The following is a 15,532-nucleotide window of genomic DNA, read 5'->3' as shown; positions in this document are numbered from 1 at the left end:
TGACGAGGAAGGAAAAGATTTTCATATTAGACAAAGATTTATCAGAATAGATAAAAAATTTAATTAAATCTTATTTTCCCTAGGGTAAATTGTGTTAAAGTAGAGGAAAAGAGGATGGAGGGTTGAAAAATGTCAAAAGATTTGCGTATCAAAAGTCATGTGTTTGATGGCGCGCAGCGTGCACCAAACCGAGCGATGTTAAGAGCAGTTGGTCTAACCGATAAGGGTTTTGAGAAACCAATGATTGGCGTAGCAAGTACTTGGAGTGAAGTAACCCCTTGTAACATTCATTTGCACGGTTTAGCAGAAAAAGCAAAGTCAGGCGTAGAAGCTGCTGGCGGATTCCCAATGATTTTTAACACAATTACAGTGGCAGATGGTATTTCAATGGGGACAGAGGGGATGCGCTATTCATTACCAAGCCGAGAAGTTATTGCTGATTCAATTGAGACTGTTGTAGCTGCAGAGAATTTAGACGCTTATGTTGCGATAGGGGGATGTGACAAAAACATCCCAGGTTGTATGATTGCAATTGCAAGAACTGAAGTGCCAGCTGTTTTTGTTTATGGTGGAACAATTGCACCAGGTTATCGTAATGGCCAAAAGCTTGATATTGTTTCTGTATTTGAAGGTGTTGGTAAGCATAATAATGGGGACATTACAGATCAAGAACTCCATGGAATAGAATGTTCTGCATGTCCTGGAGCAGGTTCATGTGGTGGTATGTATACTGCAAACACGATGGCTTCTGCTGTAGAAGCAATGGGGATGAGTTTACCAGGTAGCTCATCTAATCCAGCAGAATCAAAGGATAAATATGATGATGTTGAACGTGCAGGCGAAGCGGTATATAAATTGTTGGAAAAGGGTATTTATCCAAAAGATATTATGACGAAAGAAGCATTTGAGAATGCGATTACTGTGGTAATGGCATTAGGTGGCTCGACAAATGCGGTGCTTCATTTGTTAGCGATAGCTCATTCAATCGGTGTGAAGCTAAGTTTAGACGATTTTGACCGGCTCCAAAAGAAAGTTCCACATTTAGCTGACTTAAAACCAAGTGGGAAGTATGTAATGGAGGATTTATACAAAGTTGGTGGAGTTCCAGCCGTCATGAAGTATTTATTAGAAAACGGCTATCTCCATGGGGATTGCTTAACTGTAACAGGAAAAACTCTAGCAGAAAATTTAGCTGACGCACCAAATCTAGCTGAAGAGCAAAAAATCATTAGACCGCTTGAAGATCCATATCGAAAAGATGGCCCATTAGTGATTTTAAGAGGTAACTTAGCACCAAGTGGTGCGATTGCTAAAGTTTCTGGTGTTAAAGTAAAACGCCATACTGGCCCTGCAAGAGTATTTGATACAGAACAAGAAGCGACTAAAGCCGTAATGGAAAATAAAATAAACGAAGGTGATGTTCTAGTAATAAGGCATGTAGGTCCTAAGGGAGCGCCTGGTATGCCTGAAATGCTCTCAATTTCCGCCATCCTCGTCGGAAAAGGTTTAGGTGAAAAAGTAGCGCTATTAACAGACGGTCGTTTTTCAGGAGGTACCCATGGACTTGTTGTCGGACATATTGCACCTGAAGCACAATCAGGCGGACCAATCGCGATCCTAAAAAATGGTGATCAAGTAATAATTGATTCTGAGACACAAGAATTGACGGTTTCGCTTACAGATCAAGAGATCGAACAACGACTTAGTAGTTGGCAAGCACCTAAGCTTCATCAGAAAGGTGTATTAGGAAAATACGCACATCAAGTTTCTTGTGCATCAAAAGGTGCAGTTACTGACCATTTTGATGATAAATAAAATTAACCATCGGCCCTCTCTTAGGTTTTATTAAGAGGGGGTATTTTATTGACGAAATTGCTTAGGTTCGTTACGATTTGATTCATAGACGTCTCTATCAAGGGGGAAAATTTTTTACTTAAATTAGATAGCGCTTACAATTAAAGGGTGAATTTTTTTATAAGGATGTGACAAAATGGAAGCTATTTATGGTTTGCCAAAGATGAGTGGAGAAATTGATCAGTTGTGGGATACTGTTCCTAAAATGTGTGTTACTTCAAGTGGAGATGTTACATCTACGACTGGATCGGTTAGAGCTATGTGGGATGATCATGCGATATACTTTTTAGTTGAGGTCAATGATGCCATACTCAATGCCGAAAGTCCAACACCTTATTTTCAAGATTCAATCGAGATTTTTATCGATGAATTTAATGATAAGGCCATAAGATATGAGGAAGATGATTTACATTTTAGAATAAATTATAAAAATGAAAAGACAGTTGATAGTGGTAATATTACTCGTCTTTATTCACGTTCAATCTTGACAGAGACTGGTTACATAATAGAGGCCCGAATTGGATTAAGTGAAAAACCGAAGAATGAGCAGGTCATTGGATTTGATTTGCAAATTAATGATGCTGATGCAACTGGTAAGCGAGTTGCGACATTAAGTTTATTTGATCAAACTGGACAAGCATATGCGATGCCAAAATTATTCGGTGAGCTTAAGTTAGTCGGGAAGGAGCCCGGTGAGAAAACTAGCATCAACCGCTATGATTTACTTGCTTATTTAGATTACGCTAAAAGCCTTAATCAAGCGGTTTACATTAATGGAGAAAGTTTGAATGTTAAGATTGATGCTGCAGAAAAGTTATTAGCAAGTCATGAGTTTTCTCAAACTGAAATTGACCAAGCATTAGTTAAGCTTAAAGAAACAGTCGCTAGTTTACGAAGAACTAATCAATATACTGAGCCGCATAGGCTTCCAAAACTTGATCAGTTACCAGATATATTCACATTTGGTGATGGAGCTAAAGTAAATACAGAAGCTGATTGGTGGCAAAGAGCTGAAGAAATTCGGGACATGTATCAATTTTACATGTATGGTTACATGCCAGATACTTCAAAAGAGAAAGTAGGGTTTGAGAGAACTGATTCAGGTATGATAATTAAAATTTCAGTTCAAGATAAAGAAACTAGTTTTCCTGTAATTGTCACGTTGCCAGGAGATCAATCTAAATTTAAGGCTCCATTTCCAGTGATTATTACAAATGGTGGACTTGATCTTGCTTTTGATGAGGAAACGATGTCTTTTGTTCGACCAAAAGAATTGCCAAAAGAAGATTTAGTCAATCAACGAGGTTATGCCGTGATCACAATTAAGCCGGCTAATGTGGCTGCAGATAACGCATCACGAACTGGGGCGTTTTTTGATCTTTATCCATACTCTGAAGTGGATAATGATGTCGGAACTTTAATTGCGTGGGCGTGGGGAGCAGGGAAAGTGATTGATGCACTTGAATTAAATGCTTTTCCAGAGATCAATCCTAAACAAGTAGGGATTACAGGATTTTCACGATTCGGAAAAGCTGCTTTAGTAGCCGGTGCTCTCGATCATAGATTTGCACTCGTTAATCCTCACGCATCAGGACTTGGCGGAATGACACTATTTCGCAGTTCATATAATGGAAAAGTCTATCCATGGGGAGTAGCGGGTCCGGGAGAGGAGATAGGCAGTCTCCAAAGTTCTGCATTAAATCATTGGTTTACATCAGTCTTCTTAGGATTTGAATCGATTGATCAATTACCGTTTGATCAACATCAATTAGCGGCACTCGTTGCACCTAGAGGATTGATCATAACATGCGGTTACGCTGACTATCACACAAATCCTGAAGGTATGTATGATAGTTTACTAGAAGCGAAAAAAGTCTATCAGCTGTTAAATGCGGAGGAAAATATAGGTATCGCCTATCGACCTGGCGCACATTCTATCGAGTTTGAAGATATTGAACGCGTGTTAGATTTTGGTGACCAATTATTTCGCCAAATAAAACCTGCAAAAGATTTTAGTATTGATAAATATGATAAGTAAGCAAAAGACAATTCTACCTAGTCTGAAGTAGGTGGAATTGTTTTTGTTTTTAAGGTTCTATAATTTTTGGTGTTGGTGAGTTCTTTTTTCGAATTCGCTGGCACCTTTTTTGTGTATCCATAGAAAAAGGCCAGTAGATTCCTTTATAATTAAGTCGACGAAAACCAATTTAAAGGAGAATCTACATGGCCTACTCTCATTGTATACGAAAGGCACGCTCGACTTTATGAGCATGCCTTTCAATATCCCCCTATAGAAAAGGGTGCGCGGAAAATCTGTTTCCCTTTATATCGTTAACTGTTTCTTACAAATCAATCTACTCTGACGAACTAACTCGTCGTACTAGAAGCTAAACTGCATTTTTCCCTCGTGCCTATAACTCGGCAGAGTCGAATACTATAAAGCTCAGAGGAGTTTAATAATATTCTTTAGCTGTTAAATATTCTTTTGTCAAAAAATTGTTTTTTACCATTTTACCTGCAAGCGATAGCTTTTAATAAATTGGCTACGTTCCTGACGAGTTTTCTTATCGCCAGCTGTTTAAAACAAATTTTCCGCCAAGGCATTTGATTGAGTAAGTGATTTATACCTTACTACAACCGCCTTGTGGTAATACTATTCCCGTTTTTTCGATAAACAAACACATTTTTCGATATTTTATATAAAAAATTTTAAACAGTTTGTTCGATGATTCCTGCTTGTTGCATTTTGTACATTTGATAGTAGTTACCGTTTAATTCTAGCAGCTCATCATGTGTACCTTTTTCAATCATTCTGCCTTTTTTCATAACAATGATTTGATCGGCATGTTGAATGGTTGATAGTCGGTGGGCGATGATCAACATGGTACGACCTTCAGAAAGGATATTAATCGCATTTTGAATTAATCCTTCTGTCTCTGTATCGATGCTTGCAGTTGCCTCATCTAAAATAAGAATTGCTGGATCAAAGGCTAACGCACGAGCAAAAGATAGCAGTTGTCGTTGACCAGTTGAAAAGTCAGCTCCGTTTTCCCCAACAGGATTATCGTATTTCAGTGGTAATTTCTCAATAAATTCATCTGCACCAACTGTTTTTAATGCTTCAATTGCTTTTTCACGCGTTATTCTCGGATCATTTAACGTAATATTTGATAAAACTGTTCCTGTAAAAATAAATGGATCTTGTAAAACAATATTTATATGCTGACGAACTTGTTGTCGTGATAGTTGTTTATGATCATATTGATCGATTGTAATTGTTCCTTTTTGTTGATCGTAAAAGCGTAGTAATAAATTCATAATTGAGCTCTTACCAGAACCTGTGTGACCAACAAAAGCGACTGTTTCGCCTGGCTCAACCTTAAATGATAAATCTTTTAAGATATAATCATCTTCTTCATAAGCAAAGTGAACATGGTCAAATTCGATTCGACCATTAATTCGAGGAATTTCTTGATGATCAACAACTTCACTTTCTTCATCTAATAATTCAAATACGCGAGAAGCAGAGACACGTGCTTGCTCAAGCTGTGGAAGTTGGTTAATCAACATTTCCATTGGCTCAAATAAACGACCTAAATAATCAGCAAAGGCATAGAGTACACCAGTTGTGATCAGTCCTTCAGAAGTTAACGCACCATTACCAAAGAACCAAATAAAGCCTAAAAGTGCAAAGCCTCTTAATAATCCGACGAGATTAAAAGTCGTATATGCTTCTAATCGAACAAGCTTTTGTTGATAGCGATAATGACGATGATTAAGCTCTTCAAATTCCTCTTGTCGCTCTTTTGTACGTCTAAACGCTTGAATAATAGGCATCGTTTGAATGGATTCGTTAATTGATGCGTTTATTGCACTATTGACTGAGCGAATCACGCGATTAAATTTACCTGCATATTTTGAATAAAATTTAATCCATAAATATAGAGCTGGTATAGTTAATAAGCAAATTAACGCTAGTTTAACATTAAGAATAAATAACGCAATTAGAATCCCTGACATAAACACAACACTATTGACCGCGGTTGCCAACACGTTAACGTATAGTTCTTTAATTCCTTCAGTGTCATTTGTGATTCTTGCTAAAATCTTACCTGCAGGACGATCAACAAAATATTTCATCGGTAATTGTTGAACTTTTGCAAAGGCATCTCGGCGGATATTGACAATAATTCGATTTGCATAGACTAGTAATAAATATGTCTTAAAGTATGCAAATACTGATGAGATTAAAATTAATCCTATCGAAATTGCTAATAATATTGCAATTGGTTTAAGTTCTGGTTTGAAGAATTGATACAATTCAGCGGTTGATAATCGCTCACCCTCGATATCGAAGGTTTCTCCATTGAATTCTGCTACCCAATCCTGATCATCTTCAATTAGAATGTGACTATTAATTGGAACTTGCCCATCAATAAAATAATAGCTTCGATTAGATTGCACAAGTGTATGATATCCTACAACTTGATCATCTGAAGTGACTCGATCTGCTCTTTTGAAATATGTTTCGTTAAATTTAACAGCACCATCTTGGTCCTGTGCTAACTCTACCCATTCTGCTTGAACACCAACAATGTGGTCATCGATTATCGATTTAGCAATAAAAGGTCCAATTAATTCTAATCCAACCCCGATAATTAAACAGGTAAGTGAAAAGACAGCAATTTTTATATTTGATTTTGCATATTGAAATAATCTTTTTTCTGTAGAAGGTTTCATTCTGTCACCTTCCTTTCCATTTGTTGAATCACGTATTGCTCTTGATACCAACCGCCACGTTCCATTAATTGATCGTGTGTACCGCGCTCAACAATTTTTCCTTGGTCTAATACAATAATTTGGTCTGCATGTTTGACCGCAGATAAACGGTGAGCAGAAATTAAGGTCGTTTTATTTTTACGATCTCTTCTTAAATGGTCAATAATTGTGGCTTCTGTCTCTCCATCAACAGCTGAGAGTGAGTCATCTAGAATTAAGATCTCTGGATTAACAAGTAATGCACGTGCCAGTGAGACACGTTGTTTTTGTCCTCCTGATAAAGTGACACCACTTTCTCCAACTACAGTATCTAACCCTTTTGGTAATGCATCGATATCTTCTTTTAAAGAAGTCGATGTTAAAACTTGATAAATTACATCATCACTGATTGGTCCTGTTCCAAAGCTCAAGTTCTCTCTAATTGTTTTTGAAAATAAGATATGCTCTTGAGGAACATAACCAATCCAACTACGCGTCTCATTGAGCGTGAATTGATCAATTGGAATCCCATTAATCGTTAATTCACCAAGTGGTGGAAGATAATCACGTAGTAATTGTTTGAACATTGTTGTTTTACCTGAACCCGTCTTTCCTACAATACCAATTGTTTGTCCGCGATAAATCGTTAAATTAATATTTTCAAGTTGATTTTCTTTCGTACCGGGATACGAAAAACTAACGTTATTAAATGTAATGACTTCAGGAGCGTTAATTGATTTAGGCTCTTTCGGATCGATAACATCTGGCTCTTGATTTAAGATTTTTTCAACTCGATCAAGTGATGCGTGGCCACGCTGCATTACGTTAATTAAATGTCCAAGTGCGATCATCGGCCAAATTAACATACCTAAATACATATTAAATGTAACCAAGTCTCCGATTGATATCAGATTGTTAACCACCATGTAAATCCCGTACCCTAAGCCGATCGCATATGACAAACCAACAAGAATTTTAATTGTAGGTTCAAATAATGCGTCAAGCTCTGCAACAGATTTATTTTTATTAAAAACGTCCTCTGTAATGTCATTAAATCGCTCTTGGTCATGCTCTTCCTGAACAAAAGCTCGAACAACACGGACACCACGAATAGATTCTAGTGTATAGTTGTTCATTTCAGAAAAGGCATCTTGAGCTTCAGTAAATCTTTGATGAATTGACTTACCGTACTTTTGAATGGCTAATGCGATGAATGGCATTGGGATTAAGGCTGCAAATGTTAAAGCCCAACTGATTGTAAATCCCATTGTAAAGATAATAAAAACCATTAACACGGTTGAATCAAACAGTGTTAAAATACCAAAACCGGCTGTCATCATAATTGATTTTAAATCATTTGTTGCCCTGGCCATTAGGTCACCAGAACGATTTTTGCTAAAGAAACTTGGATTCATTTTTAGTAAATGACGCATAAATTTAGACCGCATTTTACGCTCTAAAATAATTGATCCGCCAAATAAGTTAATGTCCCAAATTAGCATAATAAAATACTTTGCAATAATTACGACAAAAAAAGCAATAATTGTTTTTGTTAAAATTGGTTTTGTTAACTCATTGAATTGAATCAAATCTATTGTTTCACCTAGTAGGCGTGGTGGTACCAACTCGAGGATATTAACAATTACTAGTGCAATAATGCCAATTGTATATCGCTTCCAATGCTCTTTAAAAAACCAAGCTAACTTACCTAAAACTGAAAACATTTTGACCACTCTCCATTTCAAAAGACTAAACACTAGACTATAAGGATGTAAAAAATAAAAAACGTATACGCCTGTGACGTATACGTTGCTCATAAGTAAAATGAGAATGAAAGACATAATAACGCTTTCAATTCAAAAAAATACAGAACAAGGCCACAGTATATATCGTGGCCCATAATAAATAAATTTACAATTAAAATTTGATCGAAAATTTATTATCAATAGGGGTCACGAAATTATTAAAACTATTTAAATGTAATAATTTATCTTGATTTACTTGAGTAACAATCATTATCATGACCTCCTTTTTATTATTTTTGATTAATCCGCTATCATTATATAGGCAAACTAATCTTGCGTCAATAAGAAATGGAAAATGTTCTTAATGATTATTGAATTTTATAACATTGAAAACCGTAATTAGAAAGTTGAACTTGGCCGTGTTCATCTAATTCAGCCGCTTGATCTGCAAAAATTGGCTGAGTAGCTTGTCCTGCTAATTCAGGAACTGTAATTATTTGTTCTTGATCACTATTATTGATGACAAAAATTAATTTTTCATTGTCAGTTTGTTTTTGATAAACAATGCTATTTGATTCTTCAAAAATGTGAAGGAATTCAAATTGCCCTTCTGCACCAAATACTGGAGTTTCTTTTCTTAATTGAATGAGATTTTGAATAAATTGACGTAACTCTAGATCTTGTTTGTCTGGATCCCATTCCATACATGCACGGCAGCCAGGATCACCACCACCATCCATTCCTATTTCATCCCCATAATAGATACATGGTGAACCAATAAACGTAAGTAGGAATAAATACATCAATCTCACACGATCTTTGTTTTGGTTAGCTAATGTGAGCACCCTAGGCGTATCATGACTATCTAATAAATTGAAAAGATAGTTTTGAACGTTTTCTGGGTACATATGCATAATTTCAGTTAAACGATTTTTAAACTGTTTGACGTCAATAGAATGATTACCAAAGAAGTCAATCACACTATCAGTAAATGGATAGTTCATTACTGCATCAAATTGATCACCTTGTAGCCATCTCATTGAATCGTGCCAAATCTCACCTAAAATATAAACATCTGGTTTAATTTGCTTAACTTCATTTCTAAACTCACGCCAGAATGCATGGTCAACTTCGTTCGCAACATCAAGTCTCCATCCATCAATATCAAATTCTTCAATCCAATAGCGCGCAACTTTTAATAAATATTCCTTAACTTCAGGGTTAGCTGTATTTAATTTAGGCATATTTGCAACAAATCCAAATGTATCATAATTCGGCTTTTCACCTGGTTTTACTGGAAAATCATAAATGTGGAACCAGTCTTTATATTGTGATGCTTCGCCTTTTTCTAGAACATCTTGGAACTGTTCAAAGTAAAATCCACTATGATTAAATACAGCATCCAACATGACACGAATACCTCGTTTATGACAAGCAGTGACTAATTCTTTTAACTTTTCCTTATCTCCAAATTGCGGGTCGATTTCAAAATAATCGATTGTATCGTATTTATGGTTTGAACCCGCTTTAAAAATTGGTGTAAAGTAAATACCATTAATCCCTAAATCACTTAAGTAATCTAAATGATCAATGATACCCTGGAAATCGCCGCCAAAATAGTTAGTTGGAGTTGGATCATGTTCACCCCAAGGTAAAGTACCTTCCGGATTAATCGAAGGATCTCCATTAGCAAAACGCTCAGGGAAGATTTGATACCAAACTGTGTCTTTAACCCAATTTGGCGCTGAAAACGTATCAACCTCATGTAAATATGGTAGACAGAAATAATAACCAATGGCTTTAGGGGCTTCACTGTAATGTCCGCGTTCAGTAAAGTAACTTATTTGACCATCAAAAGACTCACAATAAAAACCATAACGTAGACGACGGAACTCAGGCTTAATTTCGACTTTCCAATAGTCTAGTGATTCAGTTTGACCTGATATATACATTTCTTTCAGTTTATAATTCCAGTTTTCACCAGTGAAATCATATGGGTCTCCATAGACTAGTGAGACAGATTTTAAATCTTTAGCTTTTGCTTGTAACATGATGTGGACTGTTTCATTATCATAGTTGTACAAATACTGGTTGATCGGCTTGTGATAAATAGCTTCTTTGATCATAAAAATACCTCCATATCATAATATAGGCAATCGATTGCATAAAAAGCGTAGGAGTTGTTCAAATAATCCTGAGATTGATTACCTATATTAACTATAATTGTTCAAGGCGAAATGGTCAATTCATTAAATTTAATGTAATGTAAGTTTAAAAATCACTTAATATAGTGTATAATTAATAAAAATGTTAAACATTAGTAAATACATACAAACGTTTGCATGAATTGTCGGAGAAATTTCATTCAATGTCTTGTTAATTTTTCAAAGGGATGATATTGTTTTTTATGGTGACTTTTTTTATAAAGTTCATATAATTGATACTAAATAATAAAGGATGAACGTGAAATGGCTGTTACAATTAAAGATGTTGCGAAAAAAGCAAATGTTGCACCATCGACGGTTTCAAGAGTTATTTCTGATAACCCGCGAATCAGTGATGCGACTAAAAAACGAGTCAGAAAAGCGATGAAAGAATTAGGCTACCATCCAAATGTCAATGCAAGAAACTTAGCCATTCGCTCATCACAAGCAATCGGTGTGATCATGCCGTCATCCGCTGAAACTTCATTACAAAATCCATTCTTCCCAGAAGTATTACGAGGAATAGGGAGTATGGCACTTGAAACAGAATATTCGTTGTACGTTTCCACTGGTGGTGATGAAACTCAATCATTCGAGGAAGTTAAGCGTATGGTTTTTGGCAATCGTGTTGATGGAATCATCTTACTATACTCTAGAAGAGATGATCCGATCATGAACTTTTTAATTAAAGAAGAATTTCCATTCGTTGTAGTTGGAAAACCTTATAAAAAAGAAAGCCAAATTACTTATGTGGATAATGATAATATTTTAGCGAGTAAAAAAATTACGGAACATTTAATCAGTTTAGGACATAAACGAATTGCATATCTAGGTGGTACAACTGATTTGGTCGTGACAATGGATCGTTTAGATGGATACAAACAAGCATTGGAAGCGGCGAATATACCAATTAACGATAAATTTATTATTCATGATGAATTTCTTCGTTCGAGCGGGCGGAAAGCAGTTGAAAAGTTATTTGCCTTAAATGAACCGCCAACTGCAATTGTAGTTGCGGATGATTTAATGAGTTTAGGTGTTATGAATATGCTTGAAGAGTTAGGTATAGAATGTCCAGAAGATGTTTCTATCACCAGCTTTAACAATTTATATTTATCAGAACTTACGCGCCCGTCACTGACAACTGTTGATATCCAGATTTATAACTTAGGCATTCAAAGTGCAAAAGCCTTAATCGAAAGACTAAAATCAAAAACAGAACCAGTAAAACGCGTCATCGTACCATTCGAAATTAAATACCGTAATTCAACTAAAAAAATTGATCAATAATTATTTTAATAGTAAAGAAAGCGTACTACTTATCTAAAAATGTAGCACGCTTTTTTTATGTGCAATTTTATGGGAAGCGTGCGTCACTTAGTATAGAACGAACCAAATAGACTGACTAAATTTATTAACAAACTAAAATTAGTTTAAATATAGTATAGATAAAAATTAATCTCCATGTTAAACTGGTGGTGAGTGAAATCGTTTGCACTAACATCAAATGCGTTATCAATTGCGCAAGTGACGATTATACAGCTTAGAAAGGAAGTGGATAAGTTGGTGAAGTTGATTAAGAGAAAGAAAGCCAAAAAAGCAGTAAAAGTAAAAACCACGAAAGTACGATCGGGAAGACGGTTAATTCGTCGGCTGTATGTTCTAATTACTGCGATTGTGGGTATATGTGTCATAGCAGCTGGATTAATCTATTACAACAGTGCTAACGTTACGACCCAGACTAAGAATTTAGAAGAAACGGCTGCAATACAGCAAGACTTCTCAGAGTTAGTAAATTACTTAAACCACACCAGTGTTGTATACTATCAATTAGCTACATCAGGTTTCAATCAACAGTTAACGGATGACGCAGCAAATTATTTATCAGAGGCACACACACTTTTTGAGAAGTTATCTACTCAGTTAGAAGGTGACGAGACGCTAGATCACTATTTTGCAAATTTATCTGAGGCGCTTACGGCGTATCAAGCCATCTATGATGAGAATTTTACTACTATATATTTTGGTGAAGAGGCGGATCGGATTGCTAGTCGTGTGGTACTCGTCATTACGAGAACAGATGATTTGATAAATCGAGTAAATGAACGGATTCAGAATTTATTAGAGGAACGAAGAGATCATGTGTCTATTGAATTAGAACAAGCATTAATGCGTTCAGATATTGTTATGACAATTGCTATTATTGTACTTATAATTGTTCCTTTAGTTGCATTACTTATTTTTGCAAGAAATCTGAACAGTGGCGTTAATCTAGTCATGAAAAGAATTAAAGCTTATCATAATGGTGATTTGAGTTACGAACAAATTACGAAAAGAACTGATGAGTTTGCTGAGATTGATAGTCGATTGGCGACAATGGGAGAGAGACTTTATACGATTCTCAACCGAAATAAACTTGTTAGTCAAGATGTATTACAAGTTGTTCAGTCAACATCACAGAAGTCATCAGAGCAACTAAAGAGCATGAGTGAAATTGACCTGATGATGAATGAGTTTTCAAATGAAATGGAAAGACAAACAGATTTCACGTCTTCAATTTCTGCAACTACTGAAGAATTATCATCAAGTGCTGAAGAGATTCAAAGCTCGATCAGTAAAGTAAGTATTCAATTGAAGGAATTAGAAACTGTTTCAAATCAAGGCCTAAATTTAATGAATCATTTAGAGCATACAGTTAATGAACTGAATAATAAAACAACGATTACATCTAACCGTGTTGATCAAATGAAGGATCAGCTAGAACACATTACGTCATTTATTAACGGTATTGATGAAATTGCTAAGCAAACGAATTTATTAGCGATTAATGCTTCAATCGAAGCGGCTAAAGCTGGTAATGAAGGTAGGAGTTTTGCTGTAGTAGCAAATGAAATTAGAAAACTATCTCAGGGTACGAATGAATTTTCCGACCAAATTAAAGACGTACTTGAACAGTTAAATAATGAAGTAGGACAAGTTGTAACAGATTTTGACCATTTTAAAGCTGAAAGTGTAGTTTCATTAGAAACAACTGTGGAATCAGCTGAACTATTTAAACAAATTTCACAAGATAATTCAAAAGTAACTCAAGAACATCAAGAAATTGATATGTCGATTATGGAAATCAATCAAGCGATAGATAGTGTTGTTGAGTCTGTTAATGAGCTTGCTAATGGCGCAAACGTACTGCAAGAAAAGAGTGAATTAGTGGCGAAAATTGTCGAGGATCAAACGATCAGACAAAGAGAGTTAGCAAATGAAGTTACGTCGTTAGAAGAAACAGCAAATCGACTAAATGACTGATTTGTCAATCAATTAAGCGTTTACAAATAAAAATAAAAAATTTTAAAAAAGGGGTTGTATTTTTAATACGAAGAGTAGTATAATGTAATTGTCAATTGGTGCAAACGTTTTCCTTGAAAGAGAAAAAGTTTGCGTACATACCAATTAATTATTTATTGCAATTGATTAGCTGTTGCTAGTCTCGAGTACTTATTTAAGCTATTTTAGTATTTGAATAGGCAACACAAAAAATGATTAAAATGAGTTTAAGTGGGTAACTTAAGTACTAAGCAGGCTAAAAAATTGCGTGGTTGTCATATTTCTATTAAATATTAGGGGGAAGACAAATGGGAAAAAGTAAATCGTTTTGGTTAACGGCAGTTTTGTTATTAGCTATGTCAATGTTATTAATTGCATGTGGAGGCGATACAACAAACAAGTCAGATGAACCAGTTGATGAAGTAGAAGATGTAGAGGATGATTCAACAGATGAGTCAGTTGATACTGATATCCCTGAAAAACCTGAATCATTAGCAATATGGGTAAACGACGAGGAACAACAACTAGATGCTTATGAGCAAATTATTGCACGTTTTGAAGAAGAGTATGGTATAACAGTAAACATCACGCCATACAGCATGTTAGATCAATTGGATGGTATGAGTTTAGATGGTCCTTCAGGTCAAGGTCCGGATTTATTCTTCCAACCACATGATCGATTAGGGGATGTACACTTACAAGGATTAGCTGCTGAATTAGAGTTCACTCCTGAACAAGAAGCTAAACTTGCTGAGTACAACCAAGATGCACTTACTGCATTTAGCTATGATGGAATTCAGTATGGTATTCCAGCAGTTGTAGAAACATATGCGCTTTTCTATAACAAAGAATTAGTTCCAGAAGCTCCTGAAACAATGGAAGACTTAATGGCAACTGCACGTGACTTAACAGAAGGAGATACTTACGGTTTCCTAATGGAAGCACTTAACTTCTATTTCGTATATCCATTCTTAACAGGATCAGGCGGATATACATTTGGACAAGATGCTAATGGTGTATATGATCCATCTGATATTGGATTAAACAATGAAGGATCAGTTGAAGGTGCTAAAGTTATTCAATCATGGTTTGAAGAAGGATTAATTCCACACGGTATTGATGGAGATATCCTTAATGGATTATTCACAGAAGGTAAGGCTGCGATGGTAGTTAACGGTCCTTGGGCACTTACTGATTATGTAAATGCACTTGGTGATAACCTAGGAATTGCACCACTTCCAAAACAAGATGGTGAGCACTTAAGTTCATTCTCAGGAAATAAAGGCTGGTTAGTAAACTACTATAGCGATAACCAATACTGGGCTACTGAATTGGCACTATTCATTACAAACGAAGCTAGCTCAACAACTTACTATGAAGTTGCTGGTGAATTACCTGCACATACAGCTGTTGTAATTGAAGATGAATTAATGGATGCTATCTTTGAGCAAACTCAATATGCTGAGCCAATGCCAAACATCCCAGAAATGTCTAAAGTTTGGGAACCAATTGGTGATGCTCTAACATTTATTTCTCAAGGTGATGATCCACAAGAAGTCCTTGACGAAGCAGTTGAAATAATCAAAGCTGAAATTGAAATAATGGCACAATAAGTTTTGAATGAGGCGGGATTGAGGGAATTAAATTTCT

Annotated in this window: 8 protein-coding genes; 5 read left to right on the top strand and 3 right to left on the bottom strand. The window is 35.7% G+C overall.

The annotated features are described in order from the left end of the window. Positions 1–129 precede the first annotated feature (129 nt). Both ilvD and AXY_RS12295 read left to right on the top strand, forming a co-directional pair. Positions 130–1,815: a dihydroxy-acid dehydratase gene (gene ilvD / locus AXY_RS08900; protein ID WP_015010473.1), complete on the top strand. Its 1,686-nt coding sequence runs from the start codon at positions 130–132 to the stop codon at positions 1,813–1,815. Positions 1,816–1,990: 175 nt separating this feature from the next. Then, positions 1,991–3,892 (top strand): glucuronyl esterase domain-containing protein, encoded by a 1,902-nt coding sequence (locus AXY_RS12295; protein WP_015010472.1) that lies wholly within the window; start codon positions 1,991–1,993, stop codon positions 3,890–3,892. Between the two features lie 671 nt (positions 3,893–4,563). On the opposite strand, the gene AXY_RS08890 is transcribed toward AXY_RS12295, so the two are convergent. The 3 genes from AXY_RS08890 to AXY_RS08880 form a co-directional block, all read right to left on the bottom strand. Further along, entirely contained in the window at positions 4,564–6,594 is a 2,031-nt protein-coding gene (locus AXY_RS08890; protein ID WP_015010471.1) for an ABC transporter ATP-binding protein, read from the bottom strand. Beyond that, positions 6,591–8,336: an ABC transporter ATP-binding protein gene (locus tag AXY_RS08885; RefSeq protein WP_015010470.1), complete on the bottom strand. Its 1,746-nt coding sequence runs from the start codon at positions 8,334–8,336 to the stop codon at positions 6,591–6,593. The genes AXY_RS08890 and AXY_RS08885 overlap by 4 nt, the downstream gene beginning before the upstream one ends. 389 nt (positions 8,337–8,725) lie before the next feature. Further along, positions 8,726–10,483, bottom strand: coding sequence for a glycoside hydrolase family 13 protein (locus tag AXY_RS08880; protein ID WP_015010469.1), 1,758 nt, complete (start codon positions 10,481–10,483; stop codon positions 8,726–8,728). Positions 10,484–10,825: 342 nt separating this feature from the next. Between AXY_RS08880 and AXY_RS08875 the strand changes: the two genes are divergently transcribed. The 3 genes from AXY_RS08875 (at position 10,826) to AXY_RS08865 (ending at position 15,495) form a co-directional block, all read left to right on the top strand. Next, complete coding sequence (locus AXY_RS08875; RefSeq protein WP_015010468.1) at positions 10,826–11,851, top strand: LacI family DNA-binding transcriptional regulator; 1,026 nt, start codon at positions 10,826–10,828, stop codon at positions 11,849–11,851. Positions 11,852–12,043: 192 nt separating this feature from the next. Beyond that, positions 12,044–13,864: a methyl-accepting chemotaxis protein gene (locus tag AXY_RS08870; protein ID WP_015010467.1), complete on the top strand. Its 1,821-nt coding sequence runs from the start codon at positions 12,044–12,046 to the stop codon at positions 13,862–13,864. Positions 13,865–14,190: 326 nt separating this feature from the next. Continuing rightward, complete coding sequence (locus AXY_RS08865; RefSeq protein WP_015010466.1) at positions 14,191–15,495, top strand: sugar ABC transporter substrate-binding protein; 1,305 nt, start codon at positions 14,191–14,193, stop codon at positions 15,493–15,495. The last annotated feature ends 37 nt before the right edge of the window (positions 15,496–15,532 follow it).

The sequence above is a fragment of the Amphibacillus xylanus NBRC 15112 genome, assembly GCF_000307165.1.
In the GTDB taxonomy this organism is placed as follows: Bacteria; Bacillota; Bacilli; order Bacillales; family Amphibacillaceae; genus Amphibacillus; species Amphibacillus xylanus.
Note: the sequence above shows the minus strand (reverse complement) of the source record. Positions and strands in the feature narration are given on the sequence as shown.